This is a genomic window from Bacillus sp. TL12, assembly GCF_022625245.1.
Lineage (GTDB): Bacteria > Bacillota > Bacilli > Bacillales > Bacillaceae_G > Bacillus_A.
Window position 1 is genome coordinate 177,963 of sequence record NZ_JAJJBY010000007.1, and the last position, 22,621, is coordinate 200,583.

20 protein-coding genes, 1 pseudogene and 3 other annotated features are annotated in these 22,621 nt (G+C 34.8%); of the genes and pseudogenes, 7 read left to right on the top strand and 14 right to left on the bottom strand.

The features are described from left to right. Nucleotides 1-460: 460 nt before the first annotated feature. A complete protein-coding gene (locus LOK41_RS09535; protein ID WP_241816249.1) occupies nt 461-2,086 on the bottom strand; it encodes an ABC-F family ATP-binding cassette domain-containing protein in 1,626 nt (541 codons plus the stop codon). A gap of 137 nt (nt 2,087-2,223) precedes the next feature. Further along, nucleotides 2,224-3,396 (bottom strand): GNAT family N-acetyltransferase, encoded by a 1,173-nt coding sequence (locus LOK41_RS09540; RefSeq protein ID WP_241816250.1) that lies wholly within the window; start codon nt 3,394-3,396, stop codon nt 2,224-2,226. Nucleotides 3,397-3,864: 468 nt separating this feature from the next. Between LOK41_RS09540 and LOK41_RS09545 the strand changes: the two genes are divergently transcribed. Next, entirely contained in the window at nt 3,865-4,272 is a 408-nt protein-coding gene (locus tag LOK41_RS09545; RefSeq protein WP_241816251.1) for a hypothetical protein, read from the top strand. A gap of 153 nt (nt 4,273-4,425) precedes the next feature. On the opposite strand, the pseudogene LOK41_RS09550 reads toward LOK41_RS09545, so the two are convergent. The 7 genes and pseudogenes from LOK41_RS09550 to LOK41_RS09580 all read right to left on the bottom strand — a co-directional run. Then, nucleotides 4,426-4,861: pseudogene (locus LOK41_RS09550) on the bottom strand (MMPL family transporter); the annotation flags it as partial. A 251-nt stretch (nt 4,862-5,112) separates the two neighbouring features. After that, complete coding sequence (gene aroA, locus LOK41_RS09555; protein ID WP_241816252.1) at nt 5,113-6,402, bottom strand: 3-phosphoshikimate 1-carboxyvinyltransferase; 1,290 nt, start codon at nt 6,400-6,402, stop codon at nt 5,113-5,115. Between the two features lie 16 nt (nt 6,403-6,418). Then, a complete protein-coding gene (tyrA, locus tag LOK41_RS09560; protein ID WP_241816253.1) occupies nt 6,419-7,519 on the bottom strand; it encodes a prephenate dehydrogenase in 1,101 nt (366 codons plus the stop codon). After that, nucleotides 7,512-8,612: a histidinol-phosphate transaminase gene (gene hisC / locus LOK41_RS09565; protein ID WP_241816254.1), complete on the bottom strand. Its 1,101-nt coding sequence runs from the start codon at nt 8,610-8,612 to the stop codon at nt 7,512-7,514. Before hisC ends, tyrA begins: the two co-directional genes overlap by 8 nt. Nucleotides 8,613-8,628: 16 nt before the next feature. Further along, nucleotides 8,629-9,801, bottom strand: coding sequence for a chorismate synthase (gene aroC / locus LOK41_RS09570; RefSeq protein WP_241816255.1), 1,173 nt, complete (start codon nt 9,799-9,801; stop codon nt 8,629-8,631). Nucleotides 9,802-9,854: 53 nt separating this feature from the next. After that, nucleotides 9,855-10,089: a binding site (T-box leader), on the bottom strand. A gap of 9 nt (nt 10,090-10,098) precedes the next feature. Continuing rightward, nucleotides 10,099-11,175 carry a bifunctional 3-deoxy-7-phosphoheptulonate synthase/chorismate mutase gene (locus LOK41_RS09575; protein ID WP_241816256.1) on the bottom strand — a complete coding sequence of 359 codons (1,077 nt, stop codon included), beginning with the start codon at nt 11,173-11,175 and terminating at the stop codon, nt 10,099-10,101. 139 nt (nt 11,176-11,314) lie between these two features. Beyond that, nucleotides 11,315-11,549, bottom strand: a binding site (T-box leader). 56 nt (nt 11,550-11,605) lie between these two features. Next, nucleotides 11,606-11,838, bottom strand: a binding site (T-box leader). A 112-nt stretch (nt 11,839-11,950) separates the two neighbouring features. Further along, nucleotides 11,951-15,448 carry a DUF4020 domain-containing protein gene (locus LOK41_RS09580; protein WP_241816257.1) on the bottom strand — a complete coding sequence of 1,166 codons (3,498 nt, stop codon included), beginning with the start codon at nt 15,446-15,448 and terminating at the stop codon, nt 11,951-11,953. 178 nt (nt 15,449-15,626) lie between these two features. On the opposite strand from LOK41_RS09580, the gene LOK41_RS09585 reads away from it, so the two are divergent. Continuing rightward, complete coding sequence (locus tag LOK41_RS09585) at nt 15,627-16,064, top strand: YndM family protein (protein ID WP_241816258.1); 438 nt, start codon at nt 15,627-15,629, stop codon at nt 16,062-16,064. 132 nt (nt 16,065-16,196) lie between these two features. On the opposite strand, the gene LOK41_RS09590 is transcribed toward LOK41_RS09585, so the two are convergent. Both LOK41_RS09590 and LOK41_RS09595 read right to left on the bottom strand, forming a co-directional pair. After that, nucleotides 16,197-16,721, bottom strand: coding sequence for a cysteine hydrolase family protein (locus LOK41_RS09590; RefSeq protein ID WP_241816259.1), 525 nt, complete (start codon nt 16,719-16,721; stop codon nt 16,197-16,199). A gap of 20 nt (nt 16,722-16,741) precedes the next feature. Further along, nucleotides 16,742-17,278: a GNAT family N-acetyltransferase gene (locus LOK41_RS09595; protein ID WP_241816260.1), complete on the bottom strand. Its 537-nt coding sequence runs from the start codon at nt 17,276-17,278 to the stop codon at nt 16,742-16,744. 201 nt (nt 17,279-17,479) lie between these two features. Here LOK41_RS09595 and LOK41_RS09600 point away from each other — a divergent pair, with 201 nt between their 5' ends. From LOK41_RS09600 to LOK41_RS09610, 3 genes are read left to right on the top strand one after another with little or no spacing between them, the layout of a single operon-like run. After that, a complete protein-coding gene (locus LOK41_RS09600; protein WP_241816261.1) occupies nt 17,480-17,899 on the top strand; it encodes an SgcJ/EcaC family oxidoreductase in 420 nt (139 codons plus the stop codon). A 39-nt stretch (nt 17,900-17,938) separates the two neighbouring features. Beyond that, a complete protein-coding gene (locus LOK41_RS09605) occupies nt 17,939-18,418 on the top strand; it encodes a GNAT family N-acetyltransferase (RefSeq protein ID WP_241816262.1) in 480 nt (159 codons plus the stop codon). Beyond that, the gene (locus tag LOK41_RS09610; protein WP_241816263.1) at nt 18,419-18,871 is read left to right on the top strand and encodes a VOC family protein; all 453 of its coding nucleotides are present in this window, start codon (nt 18,419-18,421) and stop codon (nt 18,869-18,871) included. A 317-nt stretch (nt 18,872-19,188) separates the two neighbouring features. Here the strand turns inward: LOK41_RS09610 and LOK41_RS09615 are convergent, their stop codons facing one another. Both LOK41_RS09615 and LOK41_RS09620 read right to left on the bottom strand, forming a co-directional pair. Beyond that, nucleotides 19,189-19,755 (bottom strand): GNAT family N-acetyltransferase, encoded by a 567-nt coding sequence (locus LOK41_RS09615; protein WP_241816264.1) that lies wholly within the window; start codon nt 19,753-19,755, stop codon nt 19,189-19,191. A 39-nt stretch (nt 19,756-19,794) separates the two neighbouring features. Further along, nucleotides 19,795-20,286: a nitroreductase gene (locus tag LOK41_RS09620; RefSeq protein ID WP_241816265.1), complete on the bottom strand. Its 492-nt coding sequence runs from the start codon at nt 20,284-20,286 to the stop codon at nt 19,795-19,797. Between the two features lie 306 nt (nt 20,287-20,592). Here LOK41_RS09620 and LOK41_RS09625 point away from each other — a divergent pair, with 306 nt between their 5' ends. Together LOK41_RS09625 and LOK41_RS09630 are read left to right on the top strand one after the other, a co-directional pair. After that, on the top strand, nt 20,593-20,985 hold the full coding sequence (locus LOK41_RS09625; RefSeq protein WP_241816273.1) for a VOC family protein: 393 nt from the start codon (nt 20,593-20,595) through the stop codon (nt 20,983-20,985). Nucleotides 20,986-21,356: 371 nt separating this feature from the next. Further along, on the top strand, nt 21,357-21,941 hold the full coding sequence (locus LOK41_RS09630) for an HAD-IA family hydrolase (RefSeq protein WP_241816266.1): 585 nt from the start codon (nt 21,357-21,359) through the stop codon (nt 21,939-21,941). Nucleotides 21,942-22,088: 147 nt separating this feature from the next. Here LOK41_RS09630 and LOK41_RS09635 read toward each other — a convergent pair whose 3' ends face one another. Continuing rightward, the gene (locus LOK41_RS09635; RefSeq protein ID WP_241816274.1) at nt 22,089-22,469 is read right to left on the bottom strand and encodes a VOC family protein; all 381 of its coding nucleotides are present in this window, start codon (nt 22,467-22,469) and stop codon (nt 22,089-22,091) included. Between the last annotated feature and the right edge of the window lie 152 nt (nt 22,470-22,621).

The following is a 22,621-nucleotide window of genomic DNA, read 5'->3' on the forward strand; positions in this document are numbered from 1 at the left end:
GTCTATCTCTCTTTTTTGTGTCTTCTCCAAATAGTCCTCTAAATTATTTAGCCATGTGAAGAATATTAGTAATTATAAGTTTGAACTTTTATTTATTCAACTATTTCTTATGAAATATGTTGACCTAGGTATATATTTAATGAAATACATTTGTAACATTTTTCTTCACTAATATCTAATGAGCATCCGTATAACAAGACACAATTACTATAAACCTTTATAATCTACTTCGCAAACATTCTTATTTCCAAAATTACCAATTGGATTTGTTACTGTTAAATCATTTATATATTAGATATTTTTAGTTGTTGCCCACTTCTTATCCCCTATAATTATTCATATTTATTAAGAAATAACATCATTTATCTCCATAACTTTTCATTATTATTCTTTATGAAATACATACTAAAAAATAAAAACCCTTGATCTTATAATAAGATCAAGGGTTTCAGACTGCAGATTATTTTTGGTTATACATTGCATCCACTTGTTTTTGAAGTTCTCCATTTTCTAAGAACTCATCGTATGTTGCTTCTTTATCGATTACACCGTTTGGCGTCACTTCGATAATACGGTTTGCAATTGTTTGTACGAACTGATGGTCATGAGATGTAAATAGTAATGTTCCTTTAAATGCGATTAAACCGTTGTTTAACGCTGTAATAGACTCAAGGTCTAAGTGGTTCGTTGGATCATCGAGTGTTAATACGTTTGCTCCGCTTAACATCATTTTAGAAAGCATACAACGAACTTTTTCTCCACCTGACAATACAGAAACATTTTTCTTAACTTCTTCACCAGAGAATAGCATACGGCCTAAGAAACCACGTAAGAAACTTTCTGTTTCATCTTGTGGAGAGAACTGACGTAACCATTCAACTAAGTTATATTCACTGTTCTCGAAGTATTTAGAGTTATCTCTTGGGAAGTAAGCTTGTGATGTTGTAACGCCCCATTTAAACGAACCGCTATCTGGCTCCATTTCGCCCATAAGAATTTTAAATAATGTTGTCATTGCAATATCATTACGTCCGATAAATGCAACTTTATCACCTTTATTTAATGTGAAGTACACATTATCTAACACTTTTTCTCCATCAATTGTTTTTGAAAGACCTTCTACAGTTAATAAGTCATTCCCTACTTCACGCTCTGGTGTGAAGCCAACGAATGGGTAACGGCGTGATGATGGTTTAATATCATCTAATGTAATTTTATCTAATAATTTTTTACGAGAAGTCGCTTGCTTCGCTTTAGATGCGTTTGAACTAAAGCGTGCGATGAAGTTTTGTAACTCTTTTACTTTCTCTTCTTTTTTCTTATTTGCATCTTGTGTTAGTTTTAATGCTAATTGGCTTGATTCATACCAGAAGTCATAGTTACCAACATATAATTGAATTTTACCGAAATCAAGATCCGCCATGTGCGTACATACTTTATTTAAGAAGTGACGGTCATGGGATACAACGATAACTGTATTTTCAAAGTTCATTAAGAAGTTCTCTAACCATTGAATTGCTTTTAAGTCTAAATGGTTGGTAGGCTCATCTAATAATAGAATGTCAGGTTGACCAAATAAAGCTTGAGCAAGTAATACTTTTACTTTTTCTGCCCCTGTTAACTCAGACATCTTTTTATCATGAAGATCTTCCCCAATGCCTAGCCCTTTTAAAAGGATAGCAGCTTCTGATTCTGCTTCCCAACCGTTTAGCTCAGCAAACTCACCTTCAAGTTCTGCCGCGCGCATACCGTCTTCATCGCTGAAATCTTCTTTCATATAGATTGCATTCTTTTCTTGCATAACTTGATAAAGACGTGTATGTCCCATAATAACTGTTTCTAACACTGGAAACTCTTCATATTCGAAGTGGTTCTGTTTTAATACTGCTAAACGCTCACCTGGCGTAATATTTACATCGCCTGTTGATGGGTCAATTTCTCCAGATAAGATCTTTAGAAATGTTGATTTACCAGCACCGTTTGCTCCGATTAAACCGTAGCAGTTACCTGGTGTGAATTTTATGTTAACATCTTCAAATAATTTTCTGTCCGCAAAGCGTAATCCTACGTTACTAACTGTAATCATGTGGTTCCTCCAATTTTGATACTTTTATATACATACTTCATTTACTATAACATATTTAGCCATCTAAAGGTATATCTAATCATCTTTCTATTTCAGCAATCGAAATTTTCTATTTTAAGCCAAAAATAAAAAAACACTTAAAAGAAATCATAAAGAAACGGCCTATGTAATGGAATCAAATGTTCAAGCTCTTTTACTTCTTTCTCAGTTCCTGAAAGAGTACCAATTTCGTATAGTTCTAATGGACGCTTATATCCAAATAACATTGCTGATAAATCATTTATGTTTAAATGGATTCCTCCTATGTTTCGCTTTTCTGTTTCTCCTTTATTAATCATTACTATTTCTTTGTTCTGTAATTGAACCGTTACATTATTCCATGGTGCAAATGAGTCTGAAATATGTAAAATGACTTCATTTTGTTGATTACTCCAAACAAATGAATATTGATTTAAAAACTGCTCCACGTCTACAATTCGAACCATAAAATAAGGAGTAAGTTCAGCCTTAACTCGAGGCTCTTGTAAAGTATACAGTAACGGCTCTGTTTCACTTAGTATCATCTTAAGTTCTTTTATCATCGAATCGTGTTGACAAATAAAATTCCAAAGGCCATTTCTAGCTTCATTGTTCAGCGGAACAAATTCTTCTACTGTCATTTTTGAATCATTTATTTTGTACAACATATAGCCAGTAGGTTCATTTCCTTCATTGTAATAGACCGCTGCCGTCAAATCATGATAAACTGCCTGCTTCCACCATTCACGGCTACGAATTAACATACCTGCAAACCGTTGCGCAAACGTTTCATATATTGCCTCAATTTCATTTGGATGATTATCTTTATTAAAACGTCTTATATTCCCTTTTACATGCTTTTGCATCACTAAATCACTCTTCGTCATTGAGCATATGAAACGACTGACAAATAGTTCCCATCCATACTTTCTGTAAAATGAAACCGCAAATGGATGTAACATAGATACGCTAAATCCGTCTTGTTTCATTTTTTCCAGCGCATGCTTCAATAGTTCTTTTACATGTCCGCTCCGTCTATACTCTGGGTATGTCGCTACTCCTGCAATCCCACCCATTTTAAAAATTGCATCGCCAATATTTATTTCTAGCGGAAGAAGATGCAGTTTTGCTGCAAGTTGACTTCCTTCCAAAACCCCAAACAGTTGATGGTGTTTTTTCATTAATGTAAGACGCTGTTCAATCTGATCTTCCGGTACTTTATATTGAAAAGCATATTCAGATAAGGCAATCGCTTCTTTATATTGGTGCTCTGCTAATTCAACTACTTTCATAAATATCTCCTCCTATCCCCTTTATTACATTCGTACTCATACAAATAAAATCCTATCAAAAAAATTAGAAAGGTCGATGGAATATATATAAATATTTTGATGCAAAACAAAAAGCTGTACCTACTAATCACTTTTATCATGTCTCCTGTATACCATATAAAAATAAAACTTTAATCAGTGGGAATTTCGTCATCCTCCATTGATTATTAACCCTCATCAATCAGACTTTTATGGACATTTGATTTCCCCACCTCTCTTCCTTGTTTCTCTCTGAATCTAGAGGTGGGCGTCTTACTGCCCGCAAATCAGGATAAATAAAGAAGGAGAGAAGAAATACTTATGAGCTCTTATTACGATAAATTAAATAGATTGAATGCAACTAGAGATTTCCTTTCTCAAAGAAGAAATAGAAGTCTTAGAGGAGAAAATTCCGAGTCTACAAGGCCATCAGCATTTAGAGCCGTCAACATGTCTACACTTCAACAAATACCTGCCAATACTACAGTTAAAGTCTTATATCCTAACATACAATTTGATTTAGCAAATGAATTTAACTCAGCTGCATCCATGTTCATTCCTGAAACAAAAGGTGTGTACTCATTGACTGCAAGTGTTCTTTTCTCACCTAGTAATTTCAATGAGGCCTACAGAGGAAGAATAAATATTCAAGTAAATGGCCATGAGGTGGCTGCTGATAATGACTTCTTTGGAGCAAATATAGAGATTAAAAATATTATTTCCGTTTCTACCATTACACAGTTAAAATGTGAGGATATTGTTGAGGTGTTTTTTATATCTAATGTAGCTGGTACAATCAATTTACTTAATAGCATTACACGTTTTGAAGGAGCTAGATTTCCATCTCCAACGAATTAATCAAAAACGTCTATAACAAATGATTGTTATAGACGTTTTTACGTTGTTGAAAAAAGATTTTGTCAATGAAAATGTTACCTAAAAGGTGACATTTCCACTTCCTATTTCATCTGCAATTCAGGTGTCACGGGATAAAAAGACATCCTTTTGAATTTACTTCGTATCAATTATTTTCTTTTTATAACTCTGTATTTTACTCGTTAACCCCATTAATGCCGGTAACAAAATCGGCATAACAATTAAGGCTAATAGTAAAAGGGCAATGCCAATAACTGCTGCAACTTGTATAAGCGTTAATACACCGGAAGGAATTAAAGCTGCAAATGTCCCTCCTAAAATAAGCGCCGCTGATAATACGCCCCCTCCTATATGACGAGATGCTGTTACAATTTTTGTTCTTGAATCTCCTTCCAATTCGTTATAGCATATCATCAAGAAGATGCTATAATCCACTCCTAAGGCAATAATCATGATGAAGCTAAAGAATGGAACATTCCAGCTTAGTGACTCTACATAAGTGTGAACTAATTTGTTCACTTATACCAAGTGATGTAAAGTACACTAAAATTAATGAACCGCGCTTAAAAATCAAGTGTTTAACAAACATCGTGCATTTCCTAACTTACCTTCTTTTAATTGTGCTATAAATTCTGGGGGTTACGGATTAGTAAATAAAATTATATCGGTCGCAACTTGAAATATATCGGCGATTTTCATAATAAATCGACCGTAACTTAAAATATATCAGCGATTCGACAAGAGATATCGATTTACAAACAAATAACGACATGCGTTCACATAAAAAAAAGCAGATACATTACGCATCTGCCTCTCATCATATTATTTCGCTAACTTTTGAAGTTCTTCGAAAAACGTAGGATACGATACACCTACTGCTTCTGCATCTTGAATCGTTGTTTTCCCTTCAGCTATACAGCCGGCGATCGCAAGCATCATTCCGATGCGGTGATCACCGTAACTATGTACTGTATTGCCTGTTAAAGTTGATTTACCGTAAATAATCATTCCGTCATCAGTTGCCTCAATGCGAGCTCCTAGTTTCGTTAGTTCAGCAACAACTGTATCGATACGATTCGTTTCTTTTACTTTTAGCTCATGTGCATCTTTAATAACCGTAATTCCCTCAGCTTGCGTTGCTGCTAATGCGATAATTGGAATTTCATCGATTAACCTCGGAATAATATCCCCACCAATTTCGATTCCTTTTAGTGAAGATGTTTCAATCGTAATATTTGCAGCTGCTTCTGATGCTCCTTTGTTAATTGGTTCTACAGTGAACGTAGCACCCATTCTCTCTAAAACATCTATAATACCTGCACGAGTCGGATTCATTCCTACATTTTGTAATTGTATTTTACTATTTGGAATAATCGCTCCTGCTACTAAGAAAAATGCCGCTGATGATACGTCACCTGGAACTAGAACGTCTGTTCCGGTTAATTTTTGGCCACCTGCTAGTTTTACAGTTTTCCCTTCACGAGTTACTGTAACACCAAATGCCTCTAGCATTCTTTCTGTATGGTCTCTTGAAATGTGCGGTTCTGTAACAGCTGTTACACCCTCTGCGCGTAGACCTGCAAGTAAAATAGCTGACTTTACTTGGGCGCTTGCAACTGGGGAAATGTATTGAATTGCTTTTAAATCTCCACCTCTTATTGTTAGTGGTGTGTACGTCCCGTCTTCTCGGCCATCAATGTTGGCGCCCATTTGCTTTAATGGATCTGTTACACGTTTCATCGGTCTTTTTGCGATAGAAGCATCACCTTGTACGCAAGAAAAGAACGGCGTGTTTGCCAATATTCCCGACATTAATCGTATCGTAGTTCCAGAATTACCAACATCTAATACGGCTTTTGGTTCTTGTAAACCTTCAATTCCTTTTCCAATTACAATAACTTTATCACCGTTTTGCGCAATGTCTACTCCCATTTCTTTAAAACAAGAAATCGTACTTAAACAGTCTGCACCAGGTAGGAAGCCTTTAATTGTTGTTTTTCCCTCTGCAATTGAGCCGAACATAACAGCGCGGTGTGAAATGGATTTATCACCAGGAATTGTAATGGTTCCATTCAATCCGTTATTAACAGGTTGTATTGTTCTTTCTTTCACGTTTTCACCTTCTCATTTAAATTGTTTCATATGTTTGGTATTCTTCTTTTCCAAGCGCTAGTTTTGCTTTCATACGATCTTCTTCTCTTTGGAAGCTAATACGTAATACCCCAAGCAATCCTTCACGCGCTTCTAATATTTGCAAGTTCTTAATACTAATTTCTTCGCGCGCCAGAATACTCGTAATATGAGCTAATGCCCCTACTTTATCTAAAACATCGACGTATAAGTCGTGATAGGCAGGAATAGCTCCTCTTTTTCTCACTGGTAAAGAATCACGATATTCTTTCGCATCTGCAAAGTAGTTTTGCATTTCATCTGCATCTCCTTTAGAAACCGTCTTATATAACTCTTCCATTTCAGAGATCCACTCTTTTAATAATACCATTAAATGCTCACGATTTTGCTTTACAATGTCACTCCACATTTTCGGGCTGCTAGATGCGATACGTGTAATATCTTTAAATCCACCGGCAGCTAGTTGATGAATGAGCGGATTATCTCCTGCATGTTTCTCGACTTGTTTTACTAAACCTGCCGCAATAAGATGTGGAAAATGACTAACGATTCCTGTTACATAATCGTGTTCTTCTGTATTTAAGACGAGAAAATGTGATCCTGTTCCTTTTAACCATACTTTTAGCTCTTCCACTTGATCATTTGGCACATGATTCATCGGTGTTAAAATGTAAAATGCATTTTCAAATAAATGCGCCTTTGCACTTTCGACACCCGTTTTATGAGACCCTGCCATCGGATGTCCTCCAATAAAAGAAACTTTCTTTGAAAATAAAGCTTCCGCTTCATTCATAATTGTTCCTTTTGTACTTCCAACATCGGTCACTATTACATCATCTCGTAAACGAAATGACGCTAGTTTGTGTAATAACTTCTTTGTTTCTTCAACTGGAGAGGCAAACACAATTAAATTTGCCTCTTCACATGCACGCTGTAAATCTATTGCCACTTCATCTACTACATGCAATTCTTTCGCACGCTCTACCTGCTCTTTAAATATATCATAGCCTGTTATCGTTACATCGTGCTCTTTCTTAATTGCTAATGCGAGAGAGCCTCCTATTAATCCTGTTCCAATTAATACTACCTTTTTACACATTGGCCTCATCTCGAGACTTATGTTTTTTATTTTCAAAGTGTTGTTTTAACACTGAAATCACTCCTTCATTTTGTTCCCTTGTTCCGATTGTAATACGAACGCCGTTTGAGAACGGACGAATAATATACCCTGCGTGTGCGCAAGCTTCATAAATTTCTCCAGCATCATCTACCGGCAAAAAGATGAAGTTTGTTTGCGACGGATAGAATGGAATTTCATTTTCCTTACAAAAACTTTCGTATTGCTCTAATCCTTCTCGATTTACACGAACGACTTCTGTAATGAATTCTTCATCATTACAAGCGATTGTTGCTGCTTTTTGTGCAAGTGAAGAAACATTAAAAGGCAAACGTACAACATTTAGTTTCTCGATTAATTCTTCATGTCCAATCGCATATCCAACGCGGAATGATGCTAATCCGTATGCTTTAGAAAACGTTCGTAATATAAGAAGATTTTTATGTTTTTTCAATAGCGGTATGCTCTCTGGAAAGTCTTTCGCTGTGACATATTCATAGTACGCTTCATCGATTACAATTAGTGCACTGTCATCCACGCTATTTATAAATTCATTTAATTTTCGCTCATCAATATATGTGCCCGTTGGATTATTCGGGTTACAAATCCAAACGATTTTTGTGTTGTTATCGATTGCTTTAGCGATTGCATCTAAGTCATATGCCCCTTGCTTTAGCGGAACTTCTTTCACTTCGCACCCTTCAATAATTGCATGATGACGATATTGCGGAAACGTTTCTCCCGCTGTTACAATATTTTCGCCTGCGCAAAGTACGGCGCGGCTGATGATTTGAATCACTTCGTCAAGTCCACTTCCGCACATGATTTGTTCCTTTTGAACTTGCAGTTTTTCTGCGATTGTTTCGCGGAGTTCTACAGCTCCTCCATCAGGATATAAGGCATGTTCATGCCACGCTTTTTGTAATTTTTCCATAACACGTGGCGAACAACCAAATGGATTTTCATTTGACGCTAATTTTACAAATGAATGATCCCCATATACTTCTTTCATTTGCTCCGGTGATTTACCTGGTTTATATGGCTGTAATGATGATAATTGCTCTTTTACCTTCATTTATAACTCATCCTTTTTAAAATTCTTTCGCATATTTGTTATGCTGCGTAATATTTTGCTGGATTAATTCCATGCGATCTTTTCCGAATTGTTCAACTAATGCATCTGCAAGCTCCCATGCAACAACAGCTTCTGCGACAACACTTGCCGCCGGAACTGCGCAACTATCTGAGCGTTCAATACTTGCTTGAAATACTTCTTTCGTATCAATATCTACACTTGCAAGTGGTTTATATAATGTAGGAATCGGCTTCATAACACCTCTTACAACAATCGGCATTCCCGTTGTCATACCGCCTTCTAATCCACCTGCATGATTTGTTTTTCTTGTATAACCTTTTTCTTCATCCCATAGGATTTCATCATGTACTAAACTTCCTGGCTTTCTTGCCGCTTCAAATCCAACTCCAATTTCAGCGCCTTTAAAAGCATTAATGCTCATGATTGCGCCTGCAAGTTTTGCATCTAATTTTCGGTCATAATGTACATAACTCCCAACTCCAATTGGCATCCCTTCTGCAATGACTTCTACAATTCCACCAATTGAATCCCCGCTGCTTTTCGCAGTATCAATCGCATCCATCATTTGTCGCTCTACCTCTGTATCTAGGCAACGCACAGGTGAATTTTCTGTAATGTTTTGGATGTCTTCTATCGGTAGTTGACCTACACGATTTGCTTGTACTCCACCAATTTCAAGAACATGTCCAGCAATCTGTACACCTAATTCTTTTAAAATTTGTTTCGCAACCGCGCCAGCAGCTACTCTTACAGTTGTTTCTCTTGCAGAAGAACGTTCTAAAACATTTCGTATATCACGGTGACCGTACTTAATTGCACCGTTTAAATCTGCATGTCCAGGGCGTGGTTTGGTAATTGTACGTTTCATTTCTTTACTTTCTTGCTCCGAAATCGGTTCTGCTCCCATTACTTTCGTCCAATGTTTGAAATCATCATTTTTTACGATTAATGTAATTGGTGAACCAAGTGTCACCCCATGGCGCACGCCACTTACGATCTCTACTGTATCTGTTTCAATTTGCATCCGTCTTCCGCGACCATGCCCTTTTTGTCTTCTTAATAATTCCTTATTAATATGTTCTGCTTGTAGCGATAATCCTGCAGGTACACCTTCTAAAATAACGGTTAACTGCGGACCATGTGATTCTCCAGCTGTAATGTATCTCATTTCTCTTACCCCTTTATTATTTTTTTGTACAAAAAAATCCCTACTGAGCGCTCAGTAGGGACGATGATTATCGCGGTACCACCCTAATTGTAGACTACATTTGTCTACCTCTTATCATTTTTAACGATCTATGAGACCGTCTTTCCCTTCATAAAGATTATTATCTTTACTACGAAAAAGATGCTCTAGGGCTGTAATTCATGCTTATCTTTGTACTGATTCTCAGCATCCATCAGCTCTCTATAAACAGGGAGATAAGCACTACTGTTTCCCTTTCAATGCATATTTAATATGAAATTAAGATAATTTATTTTTGAATCCTTTTAACTCTTCCATGAATTTATGGAACTCTGGAATATCCATTTGCTGCGCTGAATCAGATAATGCAACTGCTGGGTCTGGATGAACTTCTGCCATTACTGCATCTGCACCAATTGCTAGCGCTGCTTTTGCAGTAGGTAATAATAAATCTCTACGTCCTGTAGAATGCGTTACGTCCACAACAACAGGTAAATGTGTTTCTTTCTTTAAGATTGGTACAGCTGAAATATCTAACGTATTACGCGTTGCTCTTTCGTATGTGCGGATACCGCGCTCACATAATATAATTTGATCATTTCCTTGTGCGATGATGTATTCAGCTGCATTAATGAACTCATCAATTGTCGCTGCTAAACCACGTTTTAATAACACAGGTTTATTTACTTTACCCACAGCTCTTAATAAATCAAAGTTTTGCATATTTCGTGCCCCGACTTGAATGACATCAACGTAATCAAGAGCCATTTCTACATCGTTTGGATTTAAGATTTCACTAATAATCGCTAAATCAAATTCATCAGCTACTTGTCGTAAAATTTGTAGTCCTTCTACCCCTAATCCTTGGAAATCGTATGGTGATGTTCTCGGTTTGAAAGCACCGCCGCGCATTAATTTTAATCCTTGTTTTTGCATCGCTTGCCCTACTAGGCGAACTTGCTCTAAGCTTTCTACAGCACAAGGTCCCATGATGAATGTTTGCGTTCCATTTCCTAATAACTCACCTTTTACATCAACGATTGTATTCTCTTTTTTCTTTTTACGTGAAACAAGTAATGCTTTACGGTTGTCATCTTCTTGCAGTTCTAAGCTCGCTTTGAAAATTGTTTTGAAAATGTGTTGAACTGTTGAAGTTTCGAAAGGACCTTCATTGTGTTCTGCGATCATATCAAGTACTTCACGCTCACGGACAGGATCAAAACGTTTCGTACCTTGTACTTGCTTTTGCTCCCCAATCTTTTGAACGATTTTACCTCGTTCATTTAAAAGCTCTAATAACTGTAAATTGATTTTATCCACCTGTTTACGTAATTGTTCTAATTCATGATTTGCCATTTTAAAATCCTCCTTTTAATGTTTAAAACTATTGTAAGAGAATAAAGATTCCCTATTTTCTGAATTGAATACTTACAAAAACTTATTATGAGATCGATACCGCCTTTTCTGTGTACAAAAAATCCCTACTGATCTACTCAGTAGGGACGATATTTATCGCGGTACCACCCTAATTGTAGACTGATTTCGTCTACCTCTCTTCACTGTTAACGATCGTTCGACCGTCTTTCCCTTCATAAAGAAAATAAATCTTTACTACGAAAAAGATGCTCCAGGACTGTAATTCGCACTTGTCTTTGTACTGGTTCACACCAACCACCAGCTCTCTGTTACAGGGAAACAACTACTACTCCTTTTCCTTTCACCACATGTCATATTCCATTGTCAAGCCATACCACAAAAAATACAAAAAGTCCCTACTGATCCAATCAGTAGGGACGATATTTATCGCGGTACCACCCTAATTGTAGACTAATTTCGTCTACCTCTCTTCACTGTTAACGATCATTTGACCGCCTTTTCTTCATAAAGAATATATGTCTTTAATCCGAAAAAGATGCTCCAGGACTGTAATTCATGATTATCCCTGTACTGATTCACACCAACCATCAGCTCTCTGTTACAGTAAGATCCTCACTACTGTGATCCCTTCATTGCACTTTGTTTATCCAAATGTTTTTTGAAATTGAATAAGTTATGATTCGTATTATAGAATGCTTTTTCAAAGACTGTCAATAACTTTTTATATATTTTTTAAAAATCCACTCTTTACCCATTATCCATCTTGTAAATTTGCTATTATAATCCCGATCCGAATCATTTCGTTTTGAATAGATATTAGTAATTTATTCTCCACTTGGTACTCTGTTAATAACTGCTTAATTTCGGTGATTTCATTTTCAAAATCGTTTGCTTCATGAAGGTTTTGTAATAGCGAAAAAAACAACTCGCCATAGGCTTCTACATGGTCTTTTATATTCTTTTTCTTTTCCAAAACAGACAAAAATAGTTGCCTTATTTCTGCTTGATTGTAACGTTCTGATGGTGGCGAAAAATGGGTAAGAATTGTTTGCAATCCCTTTTCTGCAACTTCATCCATACATAAAACAAAGCGTAAAAACATGACATACTCCCTGCCTGTTATAGAACTCATTTTTGGACGTTCCATTAAAAATCCAGCTAACCAAGTTTCCCAAAATTTTTGTTGTTCTCTCGCGCTTAATGTTTTCACATAATAACATAAATGTTCCATAAACTTAATTTTGTCATTTTCCGTTTCCTGTATAAAAAGTGGATATAACCAATCTGCTCGCTGCTCCCAATATAATACACATTTAATAAAAACAAAGCTAAGCCACTTTAAGAACACTTCTTTTGTATGTGGATGTAACAAATATAAATGCTGGGCCGCATATGTAATGTATCTCTTTATCTCTTTAAATAACGGTAAATTTATTTGTGTATAACAGAGTCCTGCCCATGCATATTTGATTGCTTTTTCTTGTTTTTTTAAATCGAGATACGGCAGCAGATTTTTTCTACACCATTGTTTCTCAATATGATATAAAAATGTTATATCTGCTGTTAATCGTGCAAACATATAATTTGTACTCTGTGAACATGTTCGCATTTGTTCTTCAAATAAAAACAAGTACTCGTAAATATTCCGGTCGTATAAGTGGTCATATGCGAGTAACTTTAACAATACTGACGTCATCTTTCCTATAGGATGCTGGATAGACTCATTATAAAAATCATGCTCTTCTAATTTAAAATTCAAATCACTTTTCATTACTTGAGGAAATACAGAGACGGAAAATCGTTTCACAACACGTATACTATCCTCTTGAAATTCTTCTAATCGATTGCTAATTTCATAAAGAAAACTGCTAATTAACCAATGAAAAGATGTATTTCTTACAAATTGTTGCAAGAGTGGAATGATTTTTTGTATTTGTTCATTTGTCAGCTTGCGATTATTCCTCCATGCTCTAATGCAAACAAACCATACTTCATTACTTACTTTACTTTCTCCTGCAAGTTGATATGCAAGTGAAATACTCCACTCTGTATTTAATTTACATGCTTTTGATAACATCTCTAAAAAATGACGTTGTTCAAAAATACCGTCATGAGAAAAGAGCCTAACTTGTTTCATCATCTCATGGTCTTTCAGCTGCAATAACGCATCGGCTGTTACATTACATGTAATACTTTGGGTAGCATCCTCTACTTGCTTTTCACCGTAACGTTCTGGAGAAAAATGAGGGTGTTTTTGTTTCATTTTTCTATATGCCTCTGCTGTACAATTACTATTTGAATCACATGTATAAAGTAAATCCATAACAAGACAAGCATCAAAAGCCCTATCATTAACAAGATGTTTCATAACCTTTTGTAACACTTCTTGCTTACTTTGTTCCGAAACAAGTGAATAGTGGTTCTTTAAAAACTTAAATACTTCATGCCTATATGTAACATGTAAAAGTAACTTTCGCTCTAATAACCATTTGATTTTTTCATCGTCAGTCGCAAATATATTTTTACTCATCGCAGCTATGGCAATTCGTTTTTGTAATATACTATCAGTTTCAATCATTCGGGTGATATAGTAGTTAGCCTTCCACTTATTATTCTCACATAAATAGGTGAGACACTCTTTTACAATACGAATTAAAAATGTAAAATCTTTTGGCTGTAAATCATGCTCTGAAAATTCGACTGTATTATATGTCACACCGTCCTTTTTCTCCAGTGCAGCCTGTCTTAAAAATAACATTTGCATTTTTTCTAATCCCATAACCATAATGGGATCGGCAAAATACGCGATATGCGGTTTCATTCTTTCATCCCAAATCTGTTGTACAAATGAAAATACCGGGACTGGTAAGCGACTTGTCTCCTCTAATTCAATCGAATCTTGCATATCGTGTTCCCATTTCCTAACACGTTTTAATTTAATTTTTCCGTCCAAAATAAATGCCAATAATAAGATGAAAATCTCTTTATGTTCAGGAAAGGAACATTTATGTAACAAGTATGAAACTAATTCTATAGAGTTGCTATTTTTTTCTGCTGTTTCTAGTAACAGTAATGTCCATTTTGCGAATAGTAGCGGTTCAATTGGCTCTTTTGTCTCGTTTAAATACGTACAAATCGTTCGCCATAACAAAGGAGAAATTTTCGAGTGATTTCTATAAATAAGCTGAAATAATTCCTTTTGATGGCTAAAAAGAAATTGTTTGACGAGCCAATCAGCCAGCAATTCATCCTCTTCGTTATGAATAGCAGACAGCAAAAATAAATTTTGAAGTTTACCTTCTGCCTCTAACCATTCTACCCACTCATAATCGCGAGCAAATTCTATAAAATACCGAAGTGTTTCAATTTTTTTTACTGATTGTTTTATATATGATAATTGCTCTTGTTCAACTGAAGGCGGAACTGTCACAATATCGCGAATCCGCATTCTTTTTGTAATATAATTATCTCCCATTAATTCAGCCCAGCGCTTCACCGCTTGCACCAGGGCCTGGTGATTGTTTGCTTTATTTGGATAGACAATAGGCCTTACTCCTAAATGCTCCCAATGATATGTATTATCTCCTTGTGCAACAAATGCATAACGTCTTGTACTCGGTGGTAAACCGGTTGCTAAATATTTCATAACAGGATCATTATGACTATATCCGATAAATAACACCGTGTAATTTGAAAATAGATCCACTAAAAATCTTCTTGCCCATCCTTCCGTCAAGTAAGCCCTTCCAAAGTCGCCATCTGTTAATATTAAATTTTCTTTTTCCTGTTCTACATTACCATGTATATATGCTAATCCTTTAAACGCTCTACCTGTTGGAAGTGCAGGTGCATAATATATATTGATATCTCGATTCATTTCTCGGATTACACTTGTAAAATGTTGATCGAAATTTGTTGTTACAATGCGAACATCGATATCATCTGAAAAAAGCCGCGGAATTGCATAATGTAATGGATTCGGTTTTGAATTTTTCACATCAACAAGATTTTGTGCCACTTGATGTACATCTTTTGTCTTCGCAACTTTCCCAAGATAATAATCATGTGGTTCTGTTATTTCACGCTTGTCGACATATAAAGCGTTCGCAATTTCATCCACTAAATCATCAAAGTTTGGTAAGTTTGATTTTCCTTTCATAGAAACCCCTGCTCCGACAAATAATACAAGTCTACCTTGCTCAAGATTATCAAATAGTTCATCTGGAATTTCTACTTCTGAAGTAATCCACATCTGGATTCCCCCTTACCTAAAAATGTCATACGCTCTCATTTTACTATAACATTTTTTATTTGTTTTTTTAATATTTAGACAAGTTGTTTCGCATGAAAAAATTTTATTCACGATCATGTGGAAATGTATGAACTTCTCGTTTTATACCAAAACTATGGAAAAACAGGAGGTGTGCACCTTGAGCAATTTTACTATTGTGCTTATTAAATTCGTATCGTGTATCATTGCTTTTGCTATCGGGCTTGATTTGTTTTTCGATGCAACAATCGTTGACGTTATTTCCTTTAGCTTATTCGTAACCATTGTTTCTTACATGTTTGTTGATAAAATCCTTTTGGACCGTGTTGGCAATTCCGCTGCTATTATGGCTGACTTTTTGTTAACCTATTTAAGCGTGTGGATTTTCGGTAACATTTTATTGGACAATTACATGCAAATCGCATGGGGGAGTATTTTGTCTGCTCTTGTCTTTACATTATCTGAAGTATTTGTGCATCGTTTTTCTCATACGCATGAAAGACATAAAGGTGAACGAATTAATATGAATGGCCGATTCGCATATGGAACTGAATTTGCTGAAGAACAAAATATTTTAGATAAAGATAAGAAAAAATAAACAAAGAAGGATGTCACAAACTATATCATGACATCCTTCTTTTACATTAACTTTTCTTTTGGTTATATTGCTCCATAATAGATTACGGAAGCATTCCGCTATCTGTTGTCACTATTTCCTTTCAATTCGATTTTATACCTCAATCTTTATATTTTTGAAATCCACAACATCAGCAAATGCACCCAGTACTGTATTATGATGCTTAACAATTTCTTCCGCACTTAATTGCTCCGAGTCAAATGTACTATGTGCATCGCGAACCAAAGTTATTTTATGTCCTTCACTAAATGCTCTACGAGTCGTCGTATCCACACAGTATTCAGTTTGCATCCCTGACATGATGACATGTTCAATTTCATTATCTTGTAATACTTTACGTAGATTCGTTTTATGGAATGAATCTGGTGTTTCTTTTTCGATTATGATGTCACCATCTTTCGGTGCAATGGCAGAATGAATATTCCATTCCGGTTTTCCTTTTGCTAAAGGGTGACCTTTGGGGCCATTATGCTGGACATAAATAACAGGAATTTCATGTAAACGACATTTTTGAATTAACTCTTGCAACGTTTCTAATAACTCCTGCCCTTTGTATACTGGTCCACCTGCTGTATACATACCTTCTTGCACATCTATTACTAAAAGTGCCTTCTTCATTCCACACAACTCCTCGCCGCTTATTTTTTATACTCCATCATCCAGCAATCCTCTAAATTCCCTTCATGCAGCTCATGTTCTTTTAAAATTTTCACCTTTTGGAATCCACACTTTTCATAACAATGAATCGCACGTTCATTACTTACTCTTGGATCCATTGCAATTGCTTCCGCCCCTAATTCATCGGTTATATATATGATCGCAGCTTGTACAAGCTCTGTACCGATTCCTCTATTCCAGTATGTTGGTTCTCCAATAAATTGGTCCATGCCCCATATATTCTGATTTTCTCTATACCCATATAACTTTTTCCATTCTGCATCTATCGGGTAAATTTGTATGTAACCAATTGGTTCTCCAGCATATTCCACTAGACACCTTTTCTCATCACTCTTTGGATTATGGATAAAATACATACATACTTTTTCTGGAGATTGTGGATTATCTCTGCCTTCGTAATACTGTAAAACTTCTGGATTTGTTAACCATTTTGAGATTGTATTTACATCATCTTCTGCAACATATCTAATCGACAATTTACCTTTTTGCAATAACATACTTTTCCCCCTTATTCATAACATTATAATATTCTAGACTTATTGGGTTTACTCCTTTTATTAGACAGTGAATATGATACACCGCCTTGCCATCATACCTTCGTATCAGTTTTTATTCAAAAAAATACTACTCTTGCTGGATGTTACAGAAACTTTAATTTAGTAATCTATAGATATCAAACCAACATAGGAGGAATAAATATGTCTAAAGCTTTTAATTCAAAAGAACAACAACAAGGAGAAATATATGCAATTCAGCATACAATTACTGAAGTTGAAAATGCATTTAATGCACATAATGCGGATGAATTAGATCGCCACTTCACCTTGAATGCCACATGGGTTAACGTATTTGGCAAGAAGCTATCTGGTTGGAAACAAATCAATGAGACGCACAAAGTTCTTTTAGCGGGACCTCTTCGTGATTCATATGCTTGTTATACAGTTGAAAGTATTACATTTATACATTCCGACGTAGCTATCGCACATATTAGACAATATCCAACAACCTCTGAAGGAAAAATAATAGAAAATGAGCAAGGCAGTCTTGCTGTTTATGTAATGGTCAAAGAAAAGGAAACGTGGAAAATTGCTGCTGGGCAGAATACACTAGTTCAATAGCTTTTTCCATATCCCTATTTAGACTGGAGGTTACGACTTATGTCTCAAGTAACTTTGAAGAAAATAACTTCTGACAATTGGCGAGAGGCTCTCACGCTTTCTGTAAACATTGAGCAGCAAAAGTTCGTTTCTGAAATTACACCACCTGTTGCTATTGCACTTGCTAAAGCATATATTAGGCCGGATGATAGGATGATTGAACCTTTTGGAATTTATCATAATGAAAAAATGATTGGTTTCTTTAATTTGCACTACGAACCGGATTGTCAAAAGGACTTTTGGCTGTTTCATTTTTTTATCGACAAAGGATATCAAAGAAAGGGGTTTGGAGTCGCAGCAATAAACGAATTAATTAACCATTTAAAAGTCGTTCATCCATCTTGCCATCGTCTTCGCTTAACTGTACATCCTGAAAATGATTCGGGCCAAAAATTCTATAAAAAACTTGGTTTTACTGATGATAACATTTACACATACGGTGAAATGACATATTCCTTAATTTTAAGGAAGTATATATAGATGATAATAGGATTATATGAAGCACATTTACCAGTTAGCGATTTAAAGCGTTCGATTGAATTTTACAAAGGACTTGGTTTGGAATTTTCCCATTGTCATGAAGATAAATTGGCATTCTTATGGATTAAAAAAGATAAAAGTTGGTTGGGATTATGGGAAACAGAAAAAGTAGAACTTGAATATCACCCTTCAATAAGACACATAGCTTTTCAAGTTTCTTTAGAAGGGTTAAAAAATTCAGTTGCTTGGTTGAATGAAAAAGGATTTGAATCTAGAGAAACATTTGGATTTAAACCAATTGAACCATTTGTTATAGCACATAGTAGCATAGCTCATGCCAAAATCCATTTTAATGACCCTGATGGGAACAGTTTAGAATTTATATGTAAACTTGAAAACCCTAAAAATATTACAAAGCGTATGTACTTAAGTGAATGGACACAATTAAATTAGCATCCTATTCAACTAAAGAGGTATTAGTTTAACCAAGAATAGGGAAACCTATATAAAGTGAAACTTTAATCAGCGGGGGTTTCCCTCATCCCCCACTGATTATTAGTTGAACCAATCGGGCCTTTACGGGCAGTAATACTCCCACCTAACTTCTTTGCTCCCGCTGAATTTTAAGGTGGGAGTATTACTGCCCGTTAGTGCGGGATAAATTGGGTTTCCTTTAAATTTTTATTAAAAATCATTAATATATTTTAACAGCGCCTTAATAAAAGAAGAGCACCATTACATTTTTAAAGTTACTCTTCTTTTACTTGTTTCTATTCAAATATAAAATACCAGTAAATTGCAACTTCATCATTTTGCTCATTTATCCCTTTATATACAAGAAAATCAAAGCCACCTATTACGAATCCACAACTCTCATAAAACTTACATGCTCTAACGTTATTATTTTGTGTCTCTAGCATGATTCCTGGCATTTTACCAGTTTGCGCCCAATACTTTGCCCGCTCAATTAATTTTCTACCAACTCCAAACTGTCTAAACTGCTTATCTACTTTTATATCTTCCACGTAAGCAAAACCATTCCAATTCTTCTTCACTATAATCATTCCAATTATTTGGCAATTTATAAACGCCAAATAAATGATTTTATCTGGATTATTAACATATTCGCTATAATCTAAATCATTCTCTTGCTCCTCCTTATATATATCTTCTGAATAATTTTTCTCAAAATCTGGTATGTCTTGCACAGTGTATTCTATTTGATGACCCATCGCCTCTAATGAAAGAACTAGCTTAGAATCAACCGTAAAACTATCATCAATTTCAGGAAATTCATTCAAATCTTCTAATTCTAGTTTCCTAATAAAAATGTCCACCTTTATCTCCTCTAAGTAAAATATTATATATTCCTCATACTAAATATTCATAGCAATTCCAGCAATAAATAAACTAGCAATTATGAGGAAAGGCGTACCAATCATTGCTCCTCTTAGATGCATCCTATAATTTTTATAACCCTTCATTCCTTCTGTACTAGGAATAACAACAAATCTCGGAGTAATCCAGCAAAATATAAGCCAATCTATAATGAGTAAATCCACCAAATTAAAAATCATTAATATTCCAAAAGAATGCAAAAAAGCATTTATAAACAATAATTTCTCATGTTGATTTAGTAAAAAAGTTGAAATCAACGGTGTTCCGAAAAGAATTACATTATATACAATTCCAAAATATAAAGTTTGTCTTTTTTCATCAATTGTTTTTGGCAGAACAGCTTTTTGAATATCCTTAGGATAGTCATTTAGCCATAAACGAGGATTATAATATAATAACCCTAAAATCATAATTGATAGTATAATAGACATAATTGCTCCCACTAGTAACATTTGTTCATATTGACCCATAAATCCTCTCCCTCCTTACTTGTAATTACCAGAAACCTTTTATTACTATGTAAAAGACTCATTTTATTACAAATTCTATGTATTCCCGTGTCAAAAAATCAGCATAAATCTTTGCTAACTAACTTTTTCATTTCTATATTTATAATTGATTTCTTCCAGCATCCATCCTTATTTTTTGACATATTAATTCAAACTTCATAAAGTGAAACTCTAATCGGTGTTTTTCATCTCCGCTAATTATTATTAGCCAATCAATATTAGGCTAAATTTATTTAAATTTACATAAGAATAGGACTGGTGAAACAAATGAAAATTGAACATATAGCGATTTGGGTAAATGATTTAGAGGCAATGCGCACTTTCTATACACAATATTTTAATGGAGAAGCAAATTCTTTATATCACAATAAAGCCAAACACTTCGAATCTTATTTTATTACATTTGAATCTGGAGCACGCCTCGAAATTATGCGAAAAAAAGGAATAGAAAACAAGCCTACTCCTGATTTAATTGGATATGCCCATATCGCTTTCTCCGTTGGCAGTGAAGAAAATGTGAATCAGCTAACAAAAACATTACAAGAAGCTGGATACTCCGTATTAAATGGACCACGTTTCACTGGAGATGGCTATTATGAGAGTGTAATTAGTGATCCAGAAGGAAATCAAATCGAAATAACTACTAGCATGACTTTTTAATAAGTAAGTTAAAAAAATAAAATAACAACAAAAAACCGTTCAAAAAATTTGAACGGCTTTTTTATCTAGTACTGTCACATTAAAAAGCTTGATTATTACAAAAATGCTAGTTATATCATTAAGATAAATTACAATAATGCCTTACACTTCATCTAATAAATTCGATGTAATTATAGTGAAGACCTTGCATTACTAAACTATCTCTTTCTTTACTAAAAGACTCTGTTCACAATATTGGCGCAAAGGATGCATTATTAAATCTCGTATTTAGGATTATACCCTGTTCGTCCATTCGGGTAGGTCTATAAAAGAAGGAGTTTACATTAGCTTAACGAATTTATATTGATATAATTATAAAAAGGGTAGTTTAATTGAACATTTTATGGGATTTTGATGGCACATTATTTGATACTTATCCTGCGTATACAAACATACTCTCTCAGGCTTTAGGAAATGCGGTGGATAAACAGGAAATCTATGAAAAGTTAAAAATTTCGTATTCTCATGCAATCGATTACTATAACATTTCCAGCAATCAAGAAAAAGAAATAAAAACTCTACAGAAGAAACTGTCTCCAAAAGAAATGAAACCGTTTGATAATGTAGAAAAAGTCTTGAAATTTGCAAATAAAAATGTAATTATGACCCATAAGCATAGGGACGGGGTTTTAGCTATCTTAAATTACTATGGATGGGATAAATACTTTGCTGATATGGTTACGATTGACGATGGTTTCCCTCGAAAACCCAATCCATTAGCATATGTTCATTTACACACAAAACACAGAATCGATTTAGTTATTGGAGACAGAGAATTAGATTTATTACCCGCTAAAGAATTAGGAATTTCAACATGCATATTTCAAAGTCAAAGTGATTTAGCTGATTATCATTTACAGGACTACTCAGAGTTTTTTAATATTGATATTTCGTTAACGAAACAAGTGGTCGATTAACAATATATACAGTAAAAGGACTAAAGTTTAGTTCTTTTACTGTATTATTATCAACATAATTCATTAACAGAGCCTAATAAAATAAGACCCTGTAAAGCAGGATCTTAACATTCTTTAAAACGACATAATATCATTTCCAATCGACAATTACTTTTTCTCCATAATTGCAAAATAATTCCCCTCATGATCAGCAAAATTAAAAGCTCTACCAGACGGCATATTTACAATTTCCCCGACTGTAATTTCCTTCCCTACAAAGTCTTTATATAACTTATCGATGTCTTGGGTGAAAAACAACATGGATGGTGTATTCAAGTTTAATTCAGGCTGCATTTTTGCAATTAACTCTTTATTATGTAGCACAATGCTCGTTTCAGCTTTCTCTGTTGGCGCAATTTCAATCCACCTAAACCCTTGACCGTTATTTTCATCGGAAACTAAGTGGAATCCTACTTTTTCTGTCCAAAATTGTATAGCCTCATCTTGATTGTTTACATATAACATAATTTGACCGACTTTATGAATCATCATCTTTTCTTCCCTTCTTCTATTTCAATTGTATTCAGTATATACGAACTAGCATTCTCTTCAAAGTGTTTTTATGATTAAAAATTTTTTAGATTTCTATCATTTTTTAATGTTTCTAGAGGCTTTATATATTTCTTATCTCTTATTTTTTA